Below are 24,055 nucleotides of genomic sequence, written 5' to 3' on the forward strand. Positions count from 1 at the left end.
CAGTGTAGTGACAGCAGCCAGCCAGCACCTGCGGATCCTCAGGGAGGTCCGTGCCGTGCACTGCCAGCGGCACGGCCACGAGATCGCCTATCGGCTGGTGGACGAGCACCTCGCGTGCATAGTGACCAGTGGTCGCGCGATGCCCACCGCGGCAACGCGTGGATCCTCGGACTCGGTGTCCTCTTCCTCACCGTCTACCCCACCAGCCGCAGCACCGCCAACGGCTCAGCCGGCGCCACCGTCCTGTTCGGATCGACCTTCGGCATCAGCTCCAGTGACGCGATCGCGGCCGCCGCCGTCGGCGCGGCAGTTTGCGTGCTGATGGTGGCGCTGGCCCCGACCGTTGCTGTTCGCGACCCTGGATCCCGCCGTCACCGCCGCACGCGGACTTCCCGGGGGGTAAGACGAGGACCTCCGTGGCATGACGGCGAACGGGGCACGTCGGGTTCACCACTACGAGACCCAGCAGCGGCGAGCAATCCTGCACGCGCTCGCCCGCGCTCCCGGCTTCCTCAGCGCCCAAGCCCTGCACGCCCACATGCACGCCGCCGGCCACACCATCGCGTTGACTACCGTCTACCGCGCCCCGCACGTCTACGCCGACACCGGGCGCATCGACAGCACCTACGACGCGACCGGCGGGCGGCTGTTCCACCTGGGACCCGACACCGGCCGCAGCCACTACCTGGTCTGCCGCGGCCTCCCCCTCGACGCAGCCGTCGCACGGGACTGGGCCGCAGCCACCGCCGCGGACAACGGGTTCACCGACATCAACCCAGTCATCGAACTCACCGGCATGTGCCCCGCCTGCAGCGCCTCCTGACCTCAAAGGCCAAGGCAACGTGGCTGCCATGCGGCGGCGAGGTACGGGCCGTGGGGTCCGTCTGCCTGGCCAGGCAGACGGACCCCGGTGCCAGGGACTACCGGCGGCGAGCGGCGAGCCGGAGCGCGAACAGGAGGCCGGCGCCGAGCGCGAGCAGTCCGGCCGCGATGCCGATCAGCGCGCCGGAGTTCACACCGGTGTTGGCCAGCGCGGTGTTCTCCACCGACGGGGCCGTTGTCGTCGGCGTCACTGCCACTGCGGTGCTGGTCGTAGTGGGCGCCGTCGTGGTCACCGTGGTCGTGGTGGTCGTCGTTGTGGTGGTCGTCGTGGGCGGCGGCGTGCTCTTCTGGCAGGCCGCGGCCGACAGCTTCTTGGTGAACGACCAGCCGTTCGTGCCGTTGGCGTCGTCCCACGCCTTCACCGTGACCACGAACGTCTCGGCCACGTCACTCGGGATGGTCGTCGCGTCGTGGAACGTCGCGTGGTACGAGTCCTGGAACGTGGTGTCGACCAGGCTCGTCGCCTTGTCCGCGCCGGACTGCTGGACCGTGGCCGACACCGTGTTGGGGTGGCTGCCGTTGTAGTCCTTGAGGTCGATGGTGAGCGTGGTCTGCCCGTCCGCGCATCCCGCGGTCACGGTCGGCGTGTGCGCGTTGGCGGGCGCGGCAAGCAGAAGTGCGGCGCCGAACGCGGCAGCCGCCGCGGAGCCGATGCCGAACGACCGTCGCGCTGTGGGTGTCATCCGTCGTTCCCGTTCTCTGATCAGCCAGGGGAGAGCAAGGATCGAGCGACCCTATGAGCCACGACGGGCATTGGACGAGAACGCCCAGCGCGCATTTGGGTATCGGATTGGTGACGATCGGTCCAGCCCACTACACCCAAATGCACTCGAAGGGGCCCTCACGGGTGGCGCCGGCAGGTGTCGACGCCACCCGTCACGATTTGTCAGGCGGCCAGGCGGGCGGCCTGGTTCAGCAGGTCGTGGGCCTGGTCCAGCAGCTGACAGCCCTGCCGGTCGACGGGACGACCGTGGAAGGCGGCGTCCATCAGCACGGCGCCGATCCGATTGGTCAGCTTGTCCCGCTGGTCACCCAGATCCGCCAGCCGCTTGGCCGCGGCGGGATACGCGGTCGGGTCACCGCTGATCGCCTTGGTGGACGCGGTGAGCGTGTTCCGGGCGAACTGCCCGTTCGCGGCGAGCAGCTGCTTGTACGCGTCACCGAGCTGGCGCACGGTGTCTTGGTTGAACCGCAGCGACCACGGCAGGTTGCCGGGCTTGAGGTCCTCGACGAGCACGCGGCCGTCGTCCTGGTACCGATCGCTGAGTCCGGTCAGCGCGAGAATGGTCGGCCGGTTGTCGGTCTGATCGGCCCACGTCGTCCGGTCCACGCCCCGATGCGCGACGCCGGGACCGGCCAGCCCCAGCCAGATCGTGGCCATGTCCGGCCACAGACCGCCGTGGTTCCAGGCGTACCCGGACGAGGTGTACACGCACGGCTTCTGGCAGTTGGGCGCACCGCCGCCGATGTAGTCGTCCTCACCGGAGAACGCGGTGAACGTCGGCGTCCGGGCGGCGTCCGGTCCGACGAAGTGCAGGATCTTCTCCTCCACCTGGTCGGCGATCTGGTAGGCGACCTTGTCGGTGCCGCCGGTCAGCGGATTGGTCACGGACAGCTTCGTGACGTCGCGCTCCAGCGACAGCGCGGTCGGCGAACCAGCCTGCGGGTTGCCCTGCACCCACACGGCCGGCGCCGGGTCGCTGTGGATGGCGAACGGCGTGGTGTTGCCGGCCTGCGTGGCGAGCAGACCCGGCAGGTTCACGTTCACCTCGGACCGCGTGGTGTAGGAGCAGGTGTTGCCCGCGGCGCCGGTGCAGTTGGCCGGGGTCGGGGCGCTGCCGGAGAAGTGGTCGCCCTCGTCGGTGGTCACCGAGAACAGCGTGTTGGCCGGGGTGATCCCGTCCTTGGCCAGTCGCGCCAGGAACTGTCCGAACGAGCGGTCGTAGTCGTGCAGCTGCTGGGAGTACAACGCCTCGCCGGGACCGAGGTCGCCGGTGTTGGCCGCGGTGTGGTCGCCGTGCACGTCGGACAGGTACACGTTGGTGATCGGGACCCCGTGCTCCTGCAACAACGCGGCGTAGCCCAGCGAGTTGGTCGCGGTCTGCGCGTCGAAGCCCGGAAAGCCGGGATTGCCCTTGCTGTCCGCGATGATCTGGCCGTCCAGGTTCGTGGCCGGCCCCGAACCCAACTCGGGCGCCACCTCGGCGTTGCCGAACAGCGCCTTGTAGCCCGAGTAGCCCCCGGGCTCGTCCGGCAGCACGTCGCTCTGGCCGTTGCCGCAGACCGCCGAGGTCCGCGCGCAGTGCACGGCGTAGCCGACGAAGTCGGCAGTCGCCTTGGCGGGGTTGGCCTTCGCCTCGGCCTGCTGCGGCGAGTCGGAGCCGAACACGGTGGGGATGTCGGTGGCGATGTTCTCCAACACGGTGTTGGACATGCCCACCTCGCCGACGTTGCAGCCGGCCCGGGTGAACGTCGTCCACGGCGCCGGCGTGTTCACGTTGGCGCTGATCGGGTTCTGCGAGCGGTCCGCGCTGTAGGCCATGTTGTACCGGGTGTCCGCCGGTGACCCGCTCGGGTCGTACAGCGGGTCCGTCCAGTACGCGAAGGACACGCCGGTGTGCGTCTTCCCGGCCGCGTCGTAGTAGGAGAAGCTGTTGGACTGCGTGACGCTGGTCCGGTCGGGGTAGAGCCCGGTCTGGTTGGACGTGAAGTTCGTGGCGGTGTGGCTGAGCACGTCGTGGTCGTTGCTCAGCAGCGTCCCGTTGTGCTCCAGGAATCCGAGCAGGTTGGGCATCTGCTCCAGGTCGCTGGGCACGTTCGGGTTGTCCCGGGTGAAGTGCACGTTGTCGAACTGGATCGAGATGACGTGCTTGATTCCGTTGTCCAGCTGGCAGCCGGTAGGCCGCTGCGCGGACGCCTGCGCCGTCGTCGCCATGCTGAGCGCGCCGAGCACGCCCAACGCGGCGGCAACGGCTCTTCGGGTCTTGTTCACGTGCTGTCCCCTCAAGTGATACCGACCGGTCCTCACCGAGCTCCGATTCATGAGCCCCGCACACCCTGGGCACCCACCCCGCCGAAGTCAAGCTTTTGGCCCAGCACCGGGCTGCCCGTGTTGCATTCGTCGAAAGGTCGTGCGGACCGTCGCGATGCGTTACCTACCAGGACATGTCGGACACCGCGCGGCAGGTTTCCCGCGCGGCCATCACGCTGGCCGGCGGGGAGGCGGTCGCGGCCGGAGGCGGATACGACTTCGACCGTGCCCACCGCAAGCGGCTCCACGCCGAGATGGCGTACTTGGACCACAAGGGCCTGTCCACGCGGGCCGGAGTTCACGCGAAGCTGGACGGCCTCTACATCGATCTCAGCCTCGACCCGTGCCCTCTTCAGCAGGTCGACGAGAACCTCCTCGGCCAGTTGCCGGCCGAGGACATGGCACCGCGCCGGCCGGTGAGTACGAACCGCTCGGCGTAGCAGTCCGCCCGTGGGACAACGCTGTGGGATCCTGACCGCCGTGGTGCCCGCCTGATCAAACGAGTACGAACAGGCCGCGTAAAACTACTGGTCAGAGCCAGTGACTGACTTCTGGAACCCCACAGGCGGCCGGCGAGGACAGGCCGTGACGGGCAACTGCCGATGATCAGCTGACGTTGGGCGTGGTGTCGTCGAGGACCAAGGACGTCTGCTTGACCGAGGCCTGCGGCGTCCAGGTGATGCGGGTGGCGCAGAGGAAGACGACGAAGGCGGAGACCGCCACGGCGAGCAGACCGACGGCGAGGGTGGTGGCGGCGGCGAGGAGACCGATGGCGGGCGGCCCGGCGAGCAGGCCGACGGTGCCCATGCCGGCGACAAAGGTGAGGGCGTCCGGGCCCTGACGGGCGGCGGCGACGTACACGCACGGTGTGACGGCGGCGACGCCGAGACCGACGCAGGCGAAGCCGACCAGGGCCGGGAGGACACCGCCGAGGAGCACGCCGACAGCGAGGCCGAGGGCAGCCAGGGCGGTGCCGACGAGCACCACCCGGCCGTCGCCCCAGCGCGACCGCCAGCCGTCGGCGAAGAGCCGGGCCAGCACCATCATCACGGACACGACGGCGATGCCCATGGGCTCCACAGCCACCGATGCGTGCACCGAATTCCGCAGGTAGAGCGCGGACCAGTCGTTCATGGCCCCCTCCGTCACAGTGCCGAACACCATGGCGCAGCCCAGCAACAGCGTCATGGCGGACGGCGCCCGCCTACGACCGCGCTCCTTCTTCACGGGGGCCTGGTTCTCGGCGAGCAGGCCGGGCCGGGCGCACGCGACCAGGACCAGCACGACAGCCAGCGCCAGCCAGAAGTGCCCGGAGACGCTCGGCGTCAGGGCGGCGACCCCGGCCGCGACCAGGGCCGCGACCAGCGAACCTCCGCTGAAGCTGGCGTGCAGCCTGGCCATCACCGGCCGGCCGTAGCGGTCCTCCAGCGCCGCGCCCTGGGCGTTCATCGCCACGTTCAGGCATGCGACGGCGACGCCGTCGACGAACAGCGTGGCGACCGCGGCCGGGTAGTCGGCCACGACGGGCAGCGCCACCAGGACGAACCCGAGAACGAGGGCGGCCAGGCAGGACAGGTCACGCGAGCCGAGCCGGGCCATGAGCAGCGTGACCAGCGGGTACGACACGACGGCACCGACGCCGCAGGCCAACAGCAGCAGCCCGACCTCCGCGCTGCCCAGGCCCAGCCGACCGGCGATGGCCGGCAGCCGCGCCGCCCACGTCGAGTACTGGAAGCCCAGCAGGAAGAACAGGGCCGCGGTGGACAGGAACCGCCGGCCGAACCGGCCGTCCACTGTGGATGTGTCTGTCACGTGCTCTCCGTTCCGATGGCCTTCGACATGTACACGGCGCCGGGCCCGTAGCCGGCCGGCACGGTCACCCCGCGGACCGTGCGGAATCCCCTGGCGGCCCAGAAGACGTCGCTGCCGCCGACCGCGGCCAACGAGACGTGCGTGTACGCCCGGGCGGTCGCCGCCGCGAAACCGTCGAGCAGCAGCCGGGCCAGTCCGCGGCCGCGAAACCGCTCGGCGACGACGAGGTCGTGCAGGTGGACGTTGTCCGAGCGGCACCCGGCCCGTTCCGGCGTCACCAGGTCGGGACAGCGAAACCGCGGGTAGGGCAGCGAGATCAGGTAGCCGGCGATGACCTCGCCGTCGGCCAGCACGAAGCACGTCGACGGCGAGCGGCCAGCCCTCGACCGCAATGCCTCGACGCCTTCCGACAGCCCCCTGTCCCGGTACGCGGCGACCTCGAGGTCCCCGATCGCGCTCCAGTCGCCGGCGGCGATGCCCCGCGTGCGCATGGTTACACCGGTCCCGGAGTGGAGGCGGGGACGAGGCTCGGCGCGAACGTGTGTGGCAGCGGGAAGAATCCGTTGAATCCCTGGGTCTGGTAGCTCACGGAGTAGGCGCCGCAGGCGAGGATCCACACCGGATCGCCGGACACGACGGTCGCGGGCACCAGCGTCGGCTCGGCGCCGAGGATGTCGTCGCTGTCGCAGGTCGGCCCCGCGACCACGGCCGGCACGAGGTCGGCGTCGCTCCGGGTCGGGAACACCAGCCGGTACCGGAGCTGGTCGCTCTCGTACAGGCCGTTGAACCGGCCGCAGCTCAGGTAGAGCCAGTGCTGCCGCCGGCCGTCCGGTCGCCGCCGGGCCGACAACCGCGACACGTGGGCGCGGATCACGCCGTGGTCGGCGACGAGGTGCCGGCCCGGTTCCATGACGAGGTCGAGCGGCGCCGGGGCGAGGCGGCGGAGCTCGCGCATGCCGGTCCGGATGGCCGCGAACATCGCGTCCAGCGGGGGTGCGAGCGCCCGGCCGTGGCGGTCCAGGTAGCCGAGCGCGGGCAGGCCGCCGCCGAGGTTGACGTGGTCGAGGACGATGCCGCGCAGGCTCAGCTCGGTGATCGCCTCGGCGATCAGGTCGAACGCCGTCCGCCAGGCCCGCACGGTCAGCTGCTGCGACCCGACGTGCACCGACAGGCCGGCCGGGGTCAGCCCGAGCTCACGGGCCCGGTCCAGCACGAGCACCGCGTCCGCGACCGAACACCCGCACTTGCGGCTCAGACCCCAGAGCGCGCCGTCCCCGTCGGTGGCCAGACGGCAGAACACCCGCGAGCCCGGGGCGCCGGCGGCGATTGCCGCGACGTCCTCGACGCTGTCGGTGGCGAAGTCCCGGACGCCGAGCCGGTATGCGTCGGCGATGTGCCGGTCGGACTTGACCGTGTTGCCGTAGTGGATGGCGCCGGCCGCCACGCCGGCGGCGAGCGCCTGGGCGATCTCGCCGGGGCTGGCCGCGTCGACGCCGGCGCCCTCTCCCGCGAGGCGGCCGATCACCTCGTCCACCGGGCAGGCCTTCATCGCGAACCGGACCCGGACCCCGGGCAGCTCCCGGCGCAGCGCGGCGGACCGCCCGGCGATGCCGTCGAGGTCGAACACGATCTGGTCGTCGCCGGCCGCCGCCAGCGCGGTCCGCAGCCGCTGGCCGACCAGCTCCGACGCGTCACCGGCCCGGAACACCGGTCGTCCCGCTCGCTTCGACCAGCCGCGGCCAGGCCTCGATCAGCAGGGCGAAGTCCGCCATGTCCCGGCGGGCCTCCTCCAGCAGCCGGTCCCGTTGTGCCGCCAGGAGTTCCGCAACCGCCCGATACCGGCCGCCGAGCGCCCGGTAGGCCCGGTCGAGCACATCCAGGCGACGCGCGTTCGGCGCGACGTCCAGGCTCGTGCTCTCCAGGACGAACCCCGCGACCAGGTCCGGCCGGACGTGGCCGTCGCCGTCCAGCAGCGACTCGCCGGCGGCCGCCATCCGCTCGTACACGTGGTGCAGGTACCGCATCGACAGGAAGAACTTCGCCAGCCGCCGCTGGTAGGCCGGGAATCCCGCGTCCGTCTTGCGCTCGGCGGTGTGGAAGTTGACGATGTGCCGGTTGTGCTGGACGCCCGGCAGCCGGGCGGCCCGCACCAGATGCAGCAGGAAGTAGTCGCTGCCGATGGTGTCCACCGCGGGCGGCAGCGGAATCCGCTCCTGCACCCGGGAGAACGCGACGTTGCACATGTCCACGTGCATCGGATCGACGATCGTCAGCACCGAGTGGTCGGCGGTGAAGGGCTCGGCGCCGGCGCCGGTGAAGGACTTCTCGACGAGATCGCGGCGTTGCGTCTCGGTCGCGCCCTCGGCGGCCCAGAGCCCGACCACCTCGCGGTAGACGGCCGGGTCCAGGTCCCGGATCTCGGCGATGTCCACCGACAGGTCCCCGATGAACGAACTCCCGACCAGCACGACGGTCTTGTCCCCGTCGACAGGGTCGAGCGCGGTCTCCGTGACGGCGGTCGCCGCGTCGCGGGCGCGCCGGCCCAGCGACAGCAGCTCGTGCCGGATGGGGAAGACCGGCGCCCCGTCGGCGGTCTGGTACCGACTGTCGGAGTCGCGGCGGTGCACCGACACGCAGCCCAGCGCCGCGCCGATCAGGAAGGCGCGATTGGTGCACGCCCCGTACGAGACGCCGGCGGGCAACATGAGCTCCTGCACCAGCTCCGGCTTGGCCACACCGGAGCGGGCGACCACATCGGACAGGAACCGGTGCTGCCGGGCCTCGTCGAGATGGTGCACGACCACGCCCGGCGCGGCGATCCCGCCGAGCACCGAGGCGTGGGCGGCCCGGTCACGCTCGCCGGCCGAGTCGAGAACCAGGAGGTGCACCTCGACGTCGAAGGTGCGGGCGGCGTATTCGGCCTCCTCGGCCACGGCGGCGATCGTCCGGGCGCAGCCCCGGTTCGTCGGCAGGGTCAGGCAGACCGCACGCATGCGACATCCCCGTCGACCCGGTCCCACTCGTGCCCCGCCCACGGCTCCAGCCCCAGCAGCCGCGCCCCCAGCTCGGTCAGCTGTGCGCCGCGGTAGCGCTCCGCCTCCGGCTTGATCGCGTCACCGAGCAGGGTCGGATTCCAGTCGGGGGTGCTCAACGTCCGCCAGGAGTCCACACGGGACCGTCGCAGCTCCTCATGGGACTCGAGCGCCGGCATCATCGACAGGTACTGCACCGCCCGGACGCCGTCGGCGGAGGTGTTCGGGGCGACGCCGTGCGCCAGCATGCCGTTCCAGATCAGCAGATCGCCGGCCGCCAACTGCGGGCGGACGATCGGAAACTCCGTGCGGTCGACGTCCGGCCGGATCGGGTCCCGGTGCGCCGGCTGGGTGGCGCACCACTTCTCGAACCGCCGGAACAGCTCCGGGCAGCACTGGAAGCCGCCGAGTTCCGGGCTGGTGTCGGTCAGCGCGATCAGGCCCTGCACCCGCTGCGGCGGCTCCGCCGGCGTGCTGTCGACGTCCCAGTGCAGCTCGATGTCGAAGCCGCGTTCGGTCGGCGCGATCAGCGAGCGGCTGCGGTTGCCCACGTTGGGCGGGTTCAGGTTCAGCCGGTCCAGCGTGACCCACAGCTGCTCGCAGTCCCACACGTCCACGAAGGCGTCGTACACGCGTGGGTTCTGTCTGCTGTCCCAGATCAGCTGGTGATGGTAGGCCTCGACGAAGCCGTAGACGTGCAGGTCGCGGTCCAGCTCCGAGCGGAACTCCCGCTGCGGGTACCAGGTCTGCGGCCGCTCGGGGTCGAGACCCTGGAAGTCCCAGGCGAAGTCGAGCAGTCGCTTGGCCGCCGCGGTCGAGATCGCCTGCCGGACGATGACGTATCCGTAGGTGCGCCAGCAGTGCAGGTCCGCTTCGGACAGCACCCGCGACGGCAGCGACTTCGTCAGGTGTCGCAACTGGGTCGGGGCCCGGTAGGTGTCCGCGTCCGCGCTGAGGTAGGGCACCGGAGTCGCGGATCGATACAGCGTGGTTTCGGCTGTGCTCATGGGTTTTTCGTCCCGTGCTGAGAGTCGACGGTGTGCTCGGGTGAACGCTCCCACGAATCGGCGACCGTCGAAAGTACGGACTTCGATGTGCGCGGGCACCTCGAGGTGCGCAGTTTTCCTTGTGCGCCAGGGTAATCAGGACACGATCCGGGCTACGGCGTCGAGCACCGGCGTCATCCCGTCCTCGGCCCGGATCGCCGCCGCGAGTCGCTCGGCCCGCGCCCTGAGGCCGACGTCGGCCACCGCGCCACGGATCGCGGCACCGAGTTCCGCGCCGGAGACGGTGCGCAGCCGCAGCGCGCCGGTCGGCGCGACACCGAGATCGACGAGCCGGTCGGCCCAGAAGGGTTGGTCCGGAGAGGTGTAGGGCAGCGGCACCGCGGGGACACCGGCCCGCAGGCCGGCCGCGGTCACGCCCGCGCCGGCGGCGTGGACCACCGCGGCCGTGCGCGGGAACAGCCACTCGTACGGCACGTCCGCGATGGTCAGGACGTCCGGCCCGTGGACCGTCAGATCCGCCCAGCCGGACTGCACGACGCCACGGACCCCGGCGGCGCGCAACGCCTGCGACACCACGGCGGCGAGCCGGTCGGCGTCGCCGGGCATCATGCTGCCGAAGCCGACGAAGACGGGCGGCGGCCCGGCCGCGAGGAACTCGGTCAACTCGGCCGGCGGCCGCCAGCCGGGATCGAGGTGCGGCCACCAGAACCCGGCCATGGTGAACCACTCGGGCCATGACCCCGGCCGGGCCACCACGCTGGGGCTGAGTCCGAAGTGGATCGGCCAGCGCAGCTCCCGCTGCCGCCGGGCGGTGTCCTCCGGGGTGGTCGCCGGCAGGCCGTAGCGGTGCCGTAGATCGTTGACTCCCTTGAAGTACAGCCGTTCCGCCGACAGCGCGCCGCCGATGTGCATCGGCGCCACGTGCAGGCCGAGGCTGGGGATCCCGCGCGCCTCGGCGACGTGGTAGCCGGCGATGCCGAGTTCGCCGACGAGGACGGCATCGGCATCCACCATCGCCTCCGGCACGCCCACATTGACCTCGGCCAGATAGGCGCGCAGCAGCCGCGCCGCCGCTATCCGGCCCGACGAGATGACCCGTTCCGCCGGCTCGTGTCGGCGCGGCGACTCCCGGACACAGCTGCGGAAATCGCCGGGAAGCACCCGCAGCCCGAGCCCGGCCGACGTGACCAGGTCCGTGAACGCCCGGTCCACCGCGAGCGTCACGCGGTGGCCGGCGTCGCGAAGCCGGACACCCAGCCCCACACACGGATCCACGTGGCCACGCGAGCCGGGCGCGATCAGCACCAGATGCGCGCCCACGGCTCAGCCCCCGATCGGCCCGGCCGGGGCCAGGGTTCGGGCGTCGAGGGCGGCCGCCAGCGCGGCGACCGTCCGGTCGGTGGGGAACATGCCGGTGTTGATCACCGTGCGGAGGTGGATGCCGCCCTCCTGGCCGGTGGCGACCACGTCCAGCATCGGCGCGGCCAGCGAGCCGGCCGGCACGCCGGGCCCGCGCCCGATCGCCAGCCCGGCCACCCGTGCCGTCTCGGCGGCCACGGCGGTGTGGTCGAGGTAGGAGAAGGAGATCGTGCCGGGCACCGACAGCCCGTGGGCGCGCGCCAGCTCCTGTTGGCAGTCGGCCATGGCGTCCGGCGGCACGTACCCGTGCACCCGGCCGCGGAGCAGCGTGCGCTGCACCTGCTGCGGGCTGATCCCGGCAACCGCGTCCCGGTCCAGCACGATCGGGACGCCGCGGGCGAAGGAGCCGATCACGTCACGGTCGTCGACCGTGCGGAAGTCGTTCAGGGTCAAGATGATCAGGCGAGACAGGTCGAGCACGTCCGCCACGGCGTCGCCGATCCGGGCCAGCAGCACCTCGAACTCCGTGCAGCGGAGCCGGTCCGCGTCCTGGGCGAGCGCCCGGCGCGCCGAGCCGGCGAGGAAGAAGTCCCGGACCACGGAGTCGCCCGATCGCCGCTGGAGCTCGCCGAGCGCGGCGAACGCCGGATCCGGGGCCAGGGCCTTGCGCCAGTACGCGGCGTTCGCGACGGCGCGCCGGCCCAGCGACGCCATGGACCGGGTCGCGGCCGCCAGGAAGCCGGTCGCCGGCTCGGTCGGCGGTGTGCCGCCGGCCCGGAGGTCGGCGTAGGCCGCCCACAGCTCGGCGGCGAACAGCCGCTGGCCGCGGCCGTCCACGGCGAACCGGGCGAACACCGCGCACAGCACGTGGTGCTCGGGGGTGAAGCGGCACAGCAGGAATCGCGCCGGCGGCCCGTCGGCCAGGTCCCAGCGCGTGTCCAACTCCTCGACCAGCCGGGCCTCGACGTGGTCCAGGAACTCCGCCTCGGAGTCGCATTCCACCTGCTGGAGCTCGATCCGCGCGGACTCGTCCACGGCGTGCTGGCGCGGCGGCTCGCCCGGCAGCAACCGCAGGCGCAGGGCGTCGTGCCGGGTCACCACCGACTCCAGCGCCGCCACGAGCGCCTCGACGTCCAACTCGCCGCGCAGGTCGAAGGACTGCCAGACCCGGCTGTCGCCGTCCATGTCGGCTTGTTGCACGTAGGTCACCGGTGCGGTGTCCACGTCTGCCCCCTGATGTGTCGTACGGCGATGGCGGACCAGGAACGCGGGCTCACGGTGAGCATCAGCGCCTGGTCGTCCCCGCCGAGCTGTCCGGTGTCCACAAGGGACGACAAGGTGATGAGCGGGTCGCCGGCGAAGCAGTGCCCGGCGTCGGCGAGCAGCGGCGCGGCCACCCGGTCCGTCGGCACGCCTGCTGACGTCGCCAGGAAATCCAGGGCCGAGCGGCCGTAGTTGCCGGTGACCAGGTGACGGAAGTCGTTGGTGGTCAAGGAGAGCCGCTCGGTGACGCCACGGACGGCGGAGCGGATCCCCTGCGTCGTCGCCCTCGCGACCAAGATGGGCCGGTCCGCGACAGTGCCGATGTCCACCCGGCAGCTGTCGGCGATCGCCCGGAGCTCGAAGCCGGCGCCGAACGCCTCGGCGCCGACCACGCAGCTGGCGGCGGCGTCGCTCATCACGGTCTGTCCGTTGGCCAGGTACCGAGTGCCCTCGCGAACCCGGTCGGCGGTCACCACCAGCACCGCGGACCGGTCGCCGGTCAGCACCATGCCGCGGGCGACGTTCAGCGCCGGGCCCAGGTTTCCACAGCCCGCGCCGCTGACGAAGGTGGCGGGCGTCCGGGGCAGGCCGACGGCGTCGAGGAAGTCCCAGATCTCGGCGGTGGGGCTGGGCTCGGGTGAGTTGTCGGAGCAGAACACCACGGCGTCCACCGTGTCCGGTGGCACGGCGGCGAGGGTGCGCCGCGCGCTGGCGGCGGCCAGTTCGACCACCGGCCGATCGGCCACCCGGCAGTGCCGCAACCCCTGCTCGTGCAAGGCCTGCAGCTGTTCGCGCAGCGTCGGCTCGTCGACCTGCGCGAGCGGGGTCCGTGTGCCGAGCTCGTGGTCGAGGCCGGACAGGTGCACGGTGGCCACAGCGTCTCCCGCTCGTCGTTGGGACGATGGTGGTGCCGGCGCTGACAGCACCGGCACCACCGGAACTAACTCACTGGCACAGCGAACGACGCTTGCCCACGCGAACCGCCTTCTTGGCGGCAACGGTCTTGAACTGCATGACGAACACACCCCCCTTCCCACTTGCGCTTGCGGTGTCTCCCCGAGCCGCGTCAGCCGACGGCGGTCCGGGCAGTCTCGGGCTGCCGCAGCAGCCGGTAGTCGACCTTGCCGCTGTTGTTGAGCGGCAAGGCATCCAAGCGGGTCCAGTGCCGGGGCAGCATCGCCTTCGGCAGGTTCCGCTCGGTGGCCGCGCGGACGGCCGTCGGCGACACCGAAGGGTCCGCGGCGTAGTAGGCGCGGAGATGGAGGTCGCCCTCCTCCCCCTGCGTCACCACGGCGCAGCCGGCCACCCCGTGCGCCTCGGCCACAGCGGCCTCGACCTCGTCCAGCTCGATCCGCACCCCGGCGATCTTGACCTGCCGGTCCGCCCGGCCGAGGCAGTGCGCCTGGCCGTCGGCGAACACGGCGAGATCACCGGTGCGGTAGAGCCGGCCGGTCGGCGAGGCCGGGTCGAACTCGTCCACGACGAACGACGACCGGGTCAGCTCCGGCTCACCCCGGTAACCGAGTGCGACGCCGGCACCGCCGACCCACAGTTCTCCCGGCTCGCCCGGCGCGGCCGCGCGCCAGACGCCGTCCTCGCGGACGAGCAGGTACAGACAGACGTTGGGCAGCGGCCGCCCGGCCGGGATCCGCCCCCGCTCGACGTCGACCGCGCACACCCGGTGCAGCGTCACGTCGTCGGAGCATTCCGTTGCCCCGTAAGCATTTACGAGGACGACTCCAGAATAGACGGTCAGTAACTCCGCCGCCAGTCCCACCGGCAACTTCTCTCCGGTGGACATCAGGCAGCGCAGACGGGGCAGCCCCGACGTCGCCGGGCGGCGGCGAAACTCCTCCACCAGCCAACCCAACGCGGTCGGCACGAGCTCCGCAACCGTCACTCCGCCGCGGGACAGCGCCGCGACCAGGCGCCGGCCGAACACCGCGTCACCCTCGGATATCACCACTACCCGCCCGCCCACCAGCAACGCGGCGAGCATCTGCCAGATCGAGACGACGTATCCGGGCGCGGCGGAGAAGGCGACCGCGTCGGACGGACCGAGGCCGAGTTCATCCACAATGGACCATAGATGGTTCAGCAGACCGGTCTGCGTGACGACCACGCCCTTCGGCCGGCCGGTACTGCCGGAAGTGGTTATGACGTAACGGGGTTCGTTCGGCGGCGCGGTGCGCGGCGGCTCGCCCCGCGCCAACGGCGCGTCCTCGGCCGGCGGCGCGACGACCGGCACGGGCAGGTCGGGCGCGCCGGGCGCCAGGACGCACCGCGGCCTGGTGCGGTCCAGCATGTCCGCCAGCCGGCCGGATGGCCAGTCGAGATCCACCGGCATGTAGGCGGCGCCGAGCGACTCGATGGCGAGCAGCGTCGCGATCGTGTCCACGCCGCGAGGGCCGGCCACGCCGACCAGGTCGCCCGGGCCGCAGTCGCGCAGCGCGGACCGGAGTTGACCCACCCGCCGACACAGCTGCCCGTACGTCACCGTCCGCGCACCGTCCACAATGGCCACAGCGGACGGGGCGATCCGACTTACCTGCGCGAAGACACCACCGCCGGCAAGGGGCTTCGGGTTGCGCAGCGCCTGTCCGGCGGCTTCCTCGATCGTTCCCGGCCGCAACCGCAGCCGTCCCAGTGGTGTGTCCACCGTGTTCTTCCCCCCTTGGTGGTGACGTGCCTATCCGGCATCCGTGACGGGTTGCGCGAACTGGGCCCGGTAGAGCTCCGCGTACGGGCCGTCGGCCGCGAGCAGCGCGGCGTGCGTGCCGCTCTCGACGATGGCGCCGCCGCGCATCACCACAATGGTGTCCGCGTCACGGACGGTGGACAGCCGATGCGCGATGACGAAGCAGGTCCTGCCGGCACTGAGCCGCTCCATGGCCCGCCGCACCAGCAACTCGGTCCGGCTGTCGACAGCGCTGGTCGCCTCGTCCAGCACGAGGATCGGCGAGTCGGCCAGGAACGCCCGGGCGATGGTGATCAGCTGCCGCTCGCCGGCGCTCACGCCGCCGCCGTCCTCGCCCAGCACGGTGTCGTAACCGTCGGGCAGCGTGCGGATGAAGTGGTCCGCGTGCGCGGCCCGGGCCGCGGCCTCGATCTCCTCGCGGCCGGCGCCGTCGCGACCGTAGCCGATGTTGTCCGCGATCGTGCCGGCGAACAGCCAGGAGTCCTGCAGCACCATGCCCACCCGAGCCCGCAGGTCTGCCCGCGGCACCGTGGCGATGTCGATGCCGTCCACCGTGATCCGGCCGCCGCTCACCTCGTAGAACCTGAGCAGCAGGTTCACCAGGGTGGTCTTGCCGGCGCCGGTGGGCCCGACGATGGCGACGGTCCGACCGGGCCGGACGTCCAGCGACAGGCCCTCGATCAGCGGCGTGTCCTCGTCGTAGCGGAAGCGCACCGACTCGAACCGCACCAGGCCCGCCGCCGGGCTCGGCAGCCGACCGGTCTCTCCGTCGGTCTCCTCCGCCGAGTCCAGCAGCTCGAACACCCGCCGCGCGGACGCCACCCCGGACTGCACGATGCCGGCCAGGCCGGTCACCTGGGTGAGGGGGCCGCTGAGCTGGCGGGAGTACTGCACGAACGCCTGCAGCTCGCCGATGGTCAGGCCGCCGGACAGCACCCGCAGGCAGCCGACCACCGCGACCGCCACGTAGCCGAGGTTGTTCACGAAGTTCATCGACGGCTGGCTGACGCCGCTGACGAACTGCGCCCGGTAGCCGGCACGGAACACGGCCTCGTTGCGCTCCCGGAACTCGGCCAGTGCCAGGTCGCGGCGGTCGTGCGCGGTCACCAGCGCGTGGCCGGTGTAGGTCTCCTCGACCTGGCCGGTCAGCCCGCCGACGGCGGCCCACAGCCGGTTGAAGTCGGGTTGCGCCCGCTTGCCGAGCAAGGTCGTCACGGCCACCGCCGCCGGCACCACGAGCACCGCGATCACGGCCAGCAGCGGCGTGATGGAGAACATCATCACCAGCAGCGCGACCAGCAGCAGCACGGAGTTGGTCAGCTGGCTCATCGTCTGCTGGAGCGTGACGATCAGGTTGTCGACGTCGTTGGTGGCCCGGCTGAGCAGGTCGCCGCGCCGAGTGGTGTCGAACCGGGTGAGCGGCAGCCGGCCCAGCTTCGCCTCGACCTCGGCGCGCAGCCGTGCCCCGGCGTGCTGGATCGCCTTGGTGGCTTGCCGGCCCTGGAGCATCCAGCACAGCCCGGAGACCGCGGTGACCACCAGCGCGGCCAGCAGCGAGGCGGCGACGGCGGCCATGTCGACGCCCTGGCCGGGCGTGAAGTCCACGACGCCGACCATGGCGGCGAAGGTGTCGTGGCCCTGCTCCCGCAGCCGCGCCACCACCTGGGCCTTCGTCTCGCCGGGAGTGGTGCCGTGGCCGAGCACGCCGGCCAGCACCAGGTCGGTGGCCCGGCCGAGCAGGATCGGGCTGATGATGTTGAGCGTGATGCTGGCCAGGCCGAGGGCCAGCATGGCGGCGAACGCCCGCTGCACGCGGACCAGCCGGAGCAGGCGCCGGCCGGTCACGGCGAAGCCGGTGTCGGTGGTGGCCGTCATGCCAGCTCCTCGGTCAGCTGGGACTGCACGATCTCGCGGTAGACGGCGTTGTCGGCGAGCAGTTCGTCGTGTGTTCCGACGCCCGCGACCACACCGGCCTCCAGCACGACGATGCGCTCCGCGTGCCGGATGGCGGCCACGCGCTGGGACACCGTCACCACCGTCGCCTCGGCGATCTCGGTGGCGAGCGCCGCCCGCAGCCGCATCTCCGTGGCGTGGTCCAGCGCCGAGAAGGAGTCGTCGAACAGGTAGATCCCGGGCCGCGCCACCAGGGCGCGGGCGATGGCGAGCCGCTGGCGCTGGCCGCCGGAGAAGTTGCCGCCGCCCTGCGTGACCTCGCTGTCCAGGCCGCGGTCCATGGCCTCGACGAAGTCCCGCGCCTGGGCCGTCTCCAGGGCCCGCCACAGTTCGGCGTCGGCGGCGTCCGGCCGGCCGAAACGCAGGTTGGACGCGACGGTGCCGGCGAACAGCCACGCCTGCTGCGGCACCAGGGCGACCGCCCGGGACAGTGCCGACCGGTCGAGCTCCCGGACGTCCACCCCGCCCACCAGCACCTGGCCCGCGGCCACGTCGGCGAGCCGGGCGACCAGCGCGAGCAGGGTGCTCTTGCCGCTGCCGGTGGAGCCGACCACCGCGGTCGTCTCGCCCGGACGGGCCACCAGGTCCACCCCGCGCAGCATGGGCTCCTCGGCGCCGGGCAGCCGGTACTCGACGTCCCGCAGCTCGAGGTGCCCCGGTCGGGGCAGCACTGTGACGGGTTCGGCCGGCGGCGTCAGGGAGGTGCGGGTACGCAGCACCTCGGCGACCCGCTCGGCCGACGCCTCGGCGCGGGGCAGCGACATCAGCGCGAAGGTGGCGGAGATGATGCCGACCAGGATCAGCGACAGGTAGCCGAGGAACGCGGTGAGCGCGCCGATCTGCATCTGGCCGGCATCCACCCGGTACGCCCCGAGCCACACCACCGGCACGCAGAACAGGTTGGTCACGGTGGCCGCCAGCGGAAGCATCATGGTGCTGAGCCGACCGCTGCGCACGCCGATCCCGGTCAGTTCCTCGTTCACGGCGGCGAAGCGCTGCCGCTCGTAGCCGTCACGGTTGAAGGCGCGGATCACTCGCACGCCGCCGACCTGCTCGCGCAGCACCCGGTTCATGGTGTCCGCGCACCGCTGAACGACCCGTTGCAACGGTCGCAGCCGCCGGACAATCGCCAGCATCAGCACGCCGATCAGCGGCACCATCACCAGCAGCAGCAGGGCCAGCGGCACGTCCTGGCCCAGCGCGAGCAGCACGCCGCCGACGCCCATCACCGGGGCCGCGACCAGCATCGTCAGACCGGTCAGCAGGAACGTCTGGATCTGCTGCACGTCGTTGACGCTGCGGGTGATCAGCGACGGCGTGCCCAGCCGCGCCAGTTCGGTCGCGGACAGGTCCAGCACTCGGGTGAAAGTCAGCTCGCGCAGGTCGCGGCCCACTGACAGGGCGATGTAGGCGCCCAACCGCACGGCGCCGGCCAGGCACACCACCTGGAGCACCGTCACGGCGACCATCACCGCGCCGACGCGCACGATGTGGCCCGTGTCGCCGGTGAGCACACCGTTGTTGATGATGTCGGCGTTCAGCGTCGGCAGGTAGAGCAGCGCGGAGGCCTGGAGCAATTGCAGCACGACCAGCAGCGCCAAGCGGCCGCGGTGCCCGCGCAGGGGACCTCGCAGGAGGGCGGTCAGCTCCATCACACCACCGCCCGCGGTCCGGGCACGGTGCTGTGCGTGGTGAGCGACGCCCAGCGCCGGGTGTCGAACAGGCGCTCGCCGAAGTCGCGGTCCCAGCGTCGCGGCTGGTCGTCCAGCACGCCGTACAGGTCGAGCAGCGCCGGGTCGCCGGTGTCGAACCGGGCGACCAGGCCGGCGTCGACATCATCGGGGTAGACATGGGCGGCGTGGTGCAACGCGTAGTGCACGCTGTCGGCGCAGTCGAGTTCCCGCACCCGGGCAGCCAGCTCGTCGACCTCGGCCTGCGTCAACTGCCGGATCACCTCGGCCAGGTCGAGGAACTTGAGCAGGGTGAGGTCCTTGCCCAGCTCGATGTACATCAGGGTGGTCGCCTCCACGTGCAGCTGCACGCACATGTCCACGACCTGGTCCACGCGGTGCAGCATGCGGCTCGGCTCGCCGAAGTGCGTCGCGGGCGCGGACCGCGCCAGCAGTTCCGCCGGATCCACCGACCGCCCGGAGCGCGGCTGGAACAGGTTGAAACAAGGGTCCAGCACGAACACCTCGACGTCGTCGCGCTGCGCCGGCTTCAGGAACGGCAGCGTGGAGTTGGTCAGGTTCACCTTCCACACCAGCTGCGTGCGTCGGTCGAAGGGAACCACCGTCTCCGCGTTGCGGGACAGGTGCCCCTGCTCGTAGCCGAGGTCGCCGACCACCGACACGAACCGGGGCAGGCTCTCCGGCGCCAGCAGCACGTCCAGGTCTCCCATCCGCCGGACGCCGGGGTCGGGATAGACGCCCTCGGTGAGCACCGGCCCCTTGCGCACGGCGTAGTCGACACCGGCGGCGTTCAGGCCGCGCAGCACCTTGCCGTACTCGTCCCGCAGGGCGAGGTTGCGGCGGCGGTTGCCCTCGTAGGCGTAGGCGTAGATCCAGCGGTACGGCGCGAGCGTGCGGCCCTCCGCCGAGTGCACCAGCCGCTGCGTGACCAGGTTGCGGCCGACCAGCGGCAGCACTCCGTGCGCGCAGGCGAGTTCGAGGAACCGGCCCCAGTCCAGCGACCGGCCCCGCTCGGCGAGGAAGTCGTGCACGCGGTCCTGCTCGGCGGCGCTGAGCCGCGCCCGGGACAGCGCGACCAGCAGGTCCGCCTCGGGCGTCAGGCCGCGCAGCGCGGTACGCGCGATCACGGCGACACCTCCTTCACGCTGCATCGGTGGTACTCACGGCGGAAGGCGGCGGCGTCGGTCACCTCGACGGGCCGCACCCCGTGCAGGATCCCGGCGTCCGGCATGTTGTTGACGAACACGATCGCGTCCGGCCCGAGCGGACCCACGTCCACGCCGCACTCGGCCACCGCCGACCGGCAGTGCTCGGGCCGCAGCACCGGCTTGCTGCCCTCAGTGGACTCGCTGGACCACGTGAAGGCGTCGGCGAAGCCAAGCCCGCGGCCCCGCAGGTAGGGGCGGACGTCGACCAGCAGCAGTTCGCCGCCGGCGAACCCGGCGACCGGTCCGTACAGGTGGGAGAACAGCAGGACTTCGCGGTCGACGTGCAGGTCCTTGAAGCTCCAGCGGCTGCCGTAGAGCTCCTCGGGGATCGCGCCGTCCGCCACGGTCCCGGTCTTGATCCGGAATTCCCGGTCACCGCCGGGGATTCCGGCGCGGAACTCCGTCCACACGGCACGGAACAGGTCCTCGTGGAACTCCCGTGCGGCCGCCGGCCGGAAGTGCGCCGCCAGCCCGGTGACGAGCACCGCGCCCGGACCGACCCGGTGGTCCGGGCGGGACAGCCGCCGCGCGACCGCCGCCGCCAGCCGGGGCAGTTCCCGGCCGGGCACGTCGTCCGGCGCGAGCCGGACCGTCATGTCGGCGAACGGGCCGTCGACCGCCAGCGGCGCGACCGCGCACCGGTCGAGCCCTTCCCGTCGCAGCACCATCATGTCGGTGGCCTGCGTCGCCCCCAGTTCGATGGCGTTCCCCCTCCCCCTCATGGCCGCGGCCCCGCCAGGACCGCGCCGACCTCGATGCCGAGCACGCCGGCGAGGTCCGCCAGCACCCGCTCGGCCGGCTGGGCCCCGTCGACCTCGCGCAGCAGCCCCCGCGTGGCGAAGTAGTCGCGCGGACCCCGGCTCAGCCGGCGGAAGTCGGCCAGTCGCCGGTCCAGCGTGCCGGCCGCGTCGTCCCGCCGCCTGGCGAGAGCTCCCCCGCAGGCACCGCACCGCACCGCCATCATGGCATCGGTCGGAGCGCCGCAGCGAACGCAGATGCGCCGGCCTCGCACCCGTTGCCGCGCGAGGTCATCCGGAATGTCCACGATCACGTATCCGCCGACCCGCGCGCCCCGCGACGCGACGGCCGCCAGAAGCCCGTCGCACTGCCGCTCGTCCCGGGGGTAGCCCTCCACCGCGACCACCTCCGCCCGCGCCGGCGCCCGGTCCAGGAAATGCAGGAACTCCTCCTGCACGAGCTCGTCGGTGAGAAGCTCCTGGCGCAGCAGGGGTTCGCGCAGGACCAGCCCCAGCGGGTCGCCCTCCGCGGCCAGGTGCAGGCCGTAGTCGCGGACGCCGAAGCGGGCCAGCACGGGTGCGCGGCGGCCGAGTTCGATCAACGCGGAGGACTTGCCGGCGCCGGGCGGCCCGGTGACCGCGACGACGACCGGTGGCGCGGACGGCGACATGTCAGGCCGCCCCGCCGAAACCCGCGTCGGCCAGCAGCTTCCAACCGCGGTCGACCAGCTCGGCGGGGGCCTCGATCCGCCCCTCGGCGGCGTGCAGCTCCAGCACGCGCAGTGTGCCGTACAGCCGACGCTCCGGCCGGCCCAACAACTGTTCGGTGAGGTGGTAGAGCTGGTTGGTGTCAGCGGCGAGCGAGGCTGCCTCGGGAAACGCGTCGGACAGCAGCTCGGCCAGGTCCTGCGGGCCGTTGTCCACCAGGAACACGGTCAGCGGATCGGCGTACAGGAACCGGACGGCGTCGGCCCAGTCGTCCGTCCGGCGCACGTCGGCGCACCGGTTCGGCGCGTTGCCCTCCAGGATGCGGGCCTTGCCGTCGTCGTCGACCAGGCAGGCGAGGCCGTCCAGGTGCTTGACGGTCGGCCCGTTGTAGGTCCGCGCCGGCACGCTCTTGCCTCGGCCGTCGAGGAAGCGCCGGCCGAACACGTCGGCCCGGGACTGGGTGGGCAGCGCGACCGGCAGCCGGGACAGCTTCCGGTCGTTCATGCGGCCCTCGACGATGAGGTTCTTGTGGTAGACGAGGATCGTCCGCCCGTCCGGCAGCTCGATCTCCTGCTGGTAGTCCCGGATCGGGCCGACCCGGCCGCCGAGCGCGTCGGCCAGCCGCTGCGTCGTCGGGTCGTTGTCCAGCAGCACGGACCGCACGTAGCAGCCGACGTCGCGCAGGTCGTCCTCGCCGAGCAGCTCGATGACCCGGGCCGCCGGCTCGACGCCGATGCGCTGCGCGTGGAACCAGTCCAGGCTGATCCGGATGGTGAAGCTCGCCTTCGCCGCGCCGGGCGCCCGGTCCCGCCACGCCCGCACCAGCCGTCGGACGCGGTCGCGGGTCTCCTGCGGGGTGGCCGCGAAGTGGGCGCTGGTGATGAGCTCGATCTCGGCCAGGTCGGGCGAGTCGATCTCGTTCACGAACAGCTCGCAGAACTCCGGCTCCACCATGGGCTCGCCGCCGCCGGACAGCACCGCCTTCCACAGGCCCATGCCGTTCATCAGCCGCAGCACCGGCGCGGGATCGCGGGCCACGCTGTACCGGCTGAGCCGGTCGGTGGACATCGGCGAGGCGTAGTTGCAGTGCCCACAGCCCACCGGGCACTCCGCCGACGGCCACACGTAGCAGGTGGACGCGTGCGTCGGCCCGTGCTCGGCGTAGCCGGGCAGCGCATCGATGATCAGGTCGCGGTGCCGGTCGAGCTCGGCGAGCTCGGGCGCGGCGGCGCGACCCGTCCGCTGCTTGAACAACGACTCCGGCATGTGCCCCCCTTTGGCGAAAACATTTCGTCGCGGCGGTGAATCCGTGCCCCCCTGGCATCTGGCGACAGATTTCAGCAACGGCCAACGAAATCGTCAAGCGGCGTTCGAACGCCGAGTTGAACGGAATCCCCACAATTGCGTTCAACGTTGTCGTTGCCACCGTGGTCACGCCTGCATACGGTGACGTGCACTCAATTGCCCGAGGGGGGATCGACGTAATGGAAGAAGAACTGGCCTCCGCCTACGACGCGGCCCGTGCCGTGCTGCCGGTGCTCGAGGACCAGGCGGCGGACACCGACCGCTCGGCGGAGTTCCCGGTCAAGGCGGTCGACGCGCTTCGCGCCGCCGGGCTGATGGGGCTGCTGGTGCCGGTGGAGCACGGCGGATCCGGCGGCGACCTCGGCGACCTGGTGGCGATCGCCGGCCTGTTCGGCTCGCGGTGCGTGTCCACGGCGCTGATCTGGGCAATGCACTGCCAGCAGGTCGACTGCGTGGTGCGGTTCGGCGGCGAGCGGCTGCGCGCCGGCCTGCTGCCCCGGATCGCGGCCGGCGAGGTGTACCTCGCCTCGGTGACGACGGAGGCGGGCAAGGGCGGGCACCTGCTCAGCGGCGACGCCGCCCTGGTCGGCGACGGCGACCAGCTGCGCATCGACCGGCAGGCGCCGATCGTCACCGGCGGCGGCCACGCCGAGGGCTTTCTCGTCACCATGCGGGAGTCGCCGGACGCCGACGACCACCGGGTCACCCTCTGCTACGCCGAGCGCGACCAGCTGACGCTGGAAACCACCGGCGAGTGGGACCCGCTGGGGATGCGAGGCACCGCGAGCGCCGGCATGCGGCTGCGCGGCGCGGTGCCGCCGCACCAGGTGGTCGGCGAACCCGGCGGGTTCCGGGCCGTCGCGGTGGAGAGCATGATCCCGGCCGGGCACCTGGGCTGGTCGGCGGTGTGGCTGGGGGCGGCCCGCCGGGTGCTGTCCGACGTGCTGGGCATGGTCCGTGCCCGCGGCGCGGAGAAGGTGTCCGACCTGACCGCCGACCGGCTGGCCCGGGCCCGGATCGACGTCGAGCTGGTCGCCTCCTATCTGGCCTCGGTGCGCGACGAGGTGCTCGCGCACCGGCGGGCCGGCACGTCGCTGGCCGGCATGCCGACCCAGATCCACCTCAACAACCTCAAGGTCGCCGCCTCGGAGCTGACCTTCCGCGCGGTGGACGGCCTGATGCAGGTCGCCGGCCTGGCCAAGGGCTACCTGCGGGACTCCCCGATCCCGGTGGAGCGGGTGTTCCGGGATCTGCGGTCGGCGGCGCTGAACTACGGCAACGACCGCCTGACCACGATGACCGGCGCGCTGGCCCTGCTGGACCGCGACGTCACGTTCGCCCCCGCCGGCCTGCTGTAGGCCGCGGCGTC

Annotated in this window: 20 protein-coding genes; 3 read left to right on the forward strand and 17 right to left on the reverse strand. The window is 72.0% G+C overall.

The window, feature by feature from the left end:
* Positions 1 to 421 precede the first annotated feature (421 nt).
* Positions 422 to 823: a Fur family transcriptional regulator gene (locus BCF44_RS40140; protein WP_116179746.1), complete on the forward strand. Its 402-nt coding sequence runs from the start codon at positions 422 to 424 to the stop codon at positions 821 to 823.
* Positions 824 to 920: 97 nt separating this feature from the next.
* On the opposite strand, the gene BCF44_RS56980 is transcribed toward BCF44_RS40140, so the two are convergent.
* Positions 921 to 1,565, reverse strand: a complete 645-nt coding sequence (locus BCF44_RS56980) for a hypothetical protein (RefSeq protein ID WP_211353444.1) — start codon at positions 1,563 to 1,565, stop codon at positions 921 to 923.
* A 203-nt stretch (positions 1,566 to 1,768) separates the two neighbouring features.
* Positions 1,769 to 3,874, reverse strand: coding sequence for an alkaline phosphatase family protein (locus tag BCF44_RS40150; RefSeq protein WP_116179747.1), 2,106 nt, complete (start codon positions 3,872 to 3,874; stop codon positions 1,769 to 1,771).
* A gap of 173 nt (positions 3,875 to 4,047) precedes the next feature.
* Between BCF44_RS40150 and BCF44_RS40155 the strand changes: the two genes are divergently transcribed.
* Positions 4,048 to 4,353: a hypothetical protein gene (locus BCF44_RS40155; protein ID WP_116179748.1), complete on the forward strand. Its 306-nt coding sequence runs from the start codon at positions 4,048 to 4,050 to the stop codon at positions 4,351 to 4,353.
* 166 nt (positions 4,354 to 4,519) lie between these two features.
* On the opposite strand, the gene BCF44_RS40160 is transcribed toward BCF44_RS40155, so the two are convergent.
* The 15 genes from BCF44_RS40160 to BCF44_RS40230 all read right to left on the reverse strand — a co-directional run bounded on the left by BCF44_RS40160 (position 4,520) and on the right by BCF44_RS40230 (position 22,647).
* Positions 4,520 to 5,725: an MFS transporter gene (locus BCF44_RS40160; protein WP_116179749.1), complete on the reverse strand. Its 1,206-nt coding sequence runs from the start codon at positions 5,723 to 5,725 to the stop codon at positions 4,520 to 4,522.
* Positions 5,722 to 6,216 (reverse strand): GNAT family N-acetyltransferase, encoded by a 495-nt coding sequence (locus BCF44_RS58090; RefSeq protein WP_116179750.1) that lies wholly within the window; start codon positions 6,214 to 6,216, stop codon positions 5,722 to 5,724. The genes BCF44_RS40160 and BCF44_RS58090 overlap by 4 nt, the downstream gene beginning before the upstream one ends.
* A gap of 2 nt (positions 6,217 to 6,218) precedes the next feature.
* Positions 6,219 to 7,433 (reverse strand): type III PLP-dependent enzyme, encoded by a 1,215-nt coding sequence (locus tag BCF44_RS40170; protein ID WP_246016082.1) that lies wholly within the window; start codon positions 7,431 to 7,433, stop codon positions 6,219 to 6,221.
* A complete protein-coding gene (locus BCF44_RS40175) occupies positions 7,417 to 8,718 on the reverse strand; it encodes a DUF6271 family protein (protein ID WP_116179751.1) in 1,302 nt (433 codons plus the stop codon). The genes BCF44_RS40170 and BCF44_RS40175 overlap by 17 nt, the downstream gene beginning before the upstream one ends.
* A complete protein-coding gene (locus BCF44_RS40180; RefSeq protein ID WP_116179752.1) occupies positions 8,700 to 9,764 on the reverse strand; it encodes a phytanoyl-CoA dioxygenase family protein in 1,065 nt (354 codons plus the stop codon). Before BCF44_RS40180 ends, BCF44_RS40175 begins: the two co-directional genes overlap by 19 nt.
* Before the next feature lie 135 nt (positions 9,765 to 9,899).
* Positions 9,900 to 11,084: a glycosyltransferase gene (locus tag BCF44_RS40185; RefSeq protein WP_116179753.1), complete on the reverse strand. Its 1,185-nt coding sequence runs from the start codon at positions 11,082 to 11,084 to the stop codon at positions 9,900 to 9,902.
* Positions 11,085 to 11,087: 3 nt separating this feature from the next.
* Positions 11,088 to 12,347, reverse strand: coding sequence for a condensation domain-containing protein (locus tag BCF44_RS40190; RefSeq protein ID WP_116179754.1), 1,260 nt, complete (start codon positions 12,345 to 12,347; stop codon positions 11,088 to 11,090).
* The gene (locus BCF44_RS40195) at positions 12,329 to 13,261 is read right to left on the reverse strand and encodes a 3-oxoacyl-[acyl-carrier-protein] synthase III C-terminal domain-containing protein (protein WP_147328811.1); all 933 of its coding nucleotides are present in this window, start codon (positions 13,259 to 13,261) and stop codon (positions 12,329 to 12,331) included. The genes BCF44_RS40190 and BCF44_RS40195 overlap by 19 nt, the downstream gene beginning before the upstream one ends.
* 191 nt (positions 13,262 to 13,452) lie before the next feature.
* Positions 13,453 to 15,045: an amino acid adenylation domain-containing protein gene (locus BCF44_RS40200; protein ID WP_116179756.1), complete on the reverse strand. Its 1,593-nt coding sequence runs from the start codon at positions 15,043 to 15,045 to the stop codon at positions 13,453 to 13,455.
* 30 nt (positions 15,046 to 15,075) lie between these two features.
* Complete coding sequence (locus BCF44_RS40205) at positions 15,076 to 16,959, reverse strand: ABC transporter ATP-binding protein (RefSeq protein ID WP_116179757.1); 1,884 nt, start codon at positions 16,957 to 16,959, stop codon at positions 15,076 to 15,078.
* Complete coding sequence (locus BCF44_RS40210; protein ID WP_116179758.1) at positions 16,956 to 18,689, reverse strand: ABC transporter ATP-binding protein; 1,734 nt, start codon at positions 18,687 to 18,689, stop codon at positions 16,956 to 16,958. The genes BCF44_RS40205 and BCF44_RS40210 overlap by 4 nt, the downstream gene beginning before the upstream one ends.
* Entirely contained in the window at positions 18,689 to 19,855 is a 1,167-nt protein-coding gene (locus BCF44_RS40215) for a nucleotidyltransferase family protein (RefSeq protein ID WP_170218000.1), read from the reverse strand. Before BCF44_RS40215 ends, BCF44_RS40210 begins: the two co-directional genes overlap by 1 nt.
* The gene (locus tag BCF44_RS40220) at positions 19,852 to 20,658 is read right to left on the reverse strand and encodes a hypothetical protein (RefSeq protein ID WP_147328812.1); all 807 of its coding nucleotides are present in this window, start codon (positions 20,656 to 20,658) and stop codon (positions 19,852 to 19,854) included. The genes BCF44_RS40215 and BCF44_RS40220 overlap by 4 nt, the downstream gene beginning before the upstream one ends.
* Positions 20,655 to 21,344 carry an adenylate kinase family protein gene (locus tag BCF44_RS40225; RefSeq protein ID WP_116179761.1) on the reverse strand — a complete coding sequence of 230 codons (690 nt, stop codon included), beginning with the start codon at positions 21,342 to 21,344 and terminating at the stop codon, positions 20,655 to 20,657. The genes BCF44_RS40220 and BCF44_RS40225 overlap by 4 nt, the downstream gene beginning before the upstream one ends.
* Position 21,345: 1 nt before the next feature.
* The gene (locus BCF44_RS40230; RefSeq protein ID WP_211353445.1) at positions 21,346 to 22,647 is read right to left on the reverse strand and encodes a radical SAM family protein; all 1,302 of its coding nucleotides are present in this window, start codon (positions 22,645 to 22,647) and stop codon (positions 21,346 to 21,348) included.
* A gap of 218 nt (positions 22,648 to 22,865) precedes the next feature.
* Here BCF44_RS40230 and BCF44_RS40235 point away from each other — a divergent pair, with 218 nt between their 5' ends.
* Entirely contained in the window at positions 22,866 to 24,044 is a 1,179-nt protein-coding gene (locus BCF44_RS40235; RefSeq protein ID WP_116179762.1) for an acyl-CoA dehydrogenase family protein, read from the forward strand.
* Positions 24,045 to 24,055 lie beyond the last annotated feature (11 nt).

Source organism: Kutzneria buriramensis, assembly GCF_003387475.1.
GTDB lineage: Bacteria > Actinomycetota > Actinomycetes > Mycobacteriales > Pseudonocardiaceae > Kutzneria > Kutzneria buriramensis.

Coding starts and splice junctions, on each gene's coding strand:
- BCF44_RS40140 (WP_116179746.1), top strand. CDS start 422: ATGACGGCGAACGGGGCACGTCGGGTTCACCACTACGAGACCCAGCAG.
- BCF44_RS56980 (WP_211353444.1), bottom strand. CDS start 1,565: ATGACACCCACAGCGCGACGGTCGTTCGGCATCGGCTCCGCGGCGGCT.
- BCF44_RS40155 (WP_116179748.1), top strand. CDS start 4,048: ATGTCGGACACCGCGCGGCAGGTTTCCCGCGCGGCCATCACGCTGGCC.
- BCF44_RS58090 (WP_116179750.1), bottom strand. CDS start 6,216: ATGCGCACGCGGGGCATCGCCGCCGGCGACTGGAGCGCGATCGGGGAC.
- BCF44_RS40175 (WP_116179751.1), bottom strand. CDS start 8,718: ATGCGTGCGGTCTGCCTGACCCTGCCGACGAACCGGGGCTGCGCCCGG.
- BCF44_RS40180 (WP_116179752.1), bottom strand. CDS start 9,764: ATGAGCACAGCCGAAACCACGCTGTATCGATCCGCGACTCCGGTGCCC.
- BCF44_RS40205 (WP_116179757.1), bottom strand. CDS start 16,959: ATGACGGCCACCACCGACACCGGCTTCGCCGTGACCGGCCGGCGCCTG.
- BCF44_RS40210 (WP_116179758.1), bottom strand. CDS start 18,689: ATGGAGCTGACCGCCCTCCTGCGAGGTCCCCTGCGCGGGCACCGCGGC.
- BCF44_RS40220 (WP_147328812.1), bottom strand. CDS start 20,658: ATGAGGGGGAGGGGGAACGCCATCGAACTGGGGGCGACGCAGGCCACC.
- BCF44_RS40225 (WP_116179761.1), bottom strand. CDS start 21,344: ATGTCGCCGTCCGCGCCACCGGTCGTCGTCGCGGTCACCGGGCCGCCC.
- BCF44_RS40230 (WP_211353445.1), bottom strand. CDS start 22,647: ATGCCGGAGTCGTTGTTCAAGCAGCGGACGGGTCGCGCCGCCGCGCCC.
- BCF44_RS40235 (WP_116179762.1), top strand. CDS start 22,866: ATGGAAGAAGAACTGGCCTCCGCCTACGACGCGGCCCGTGCCGTGCTG.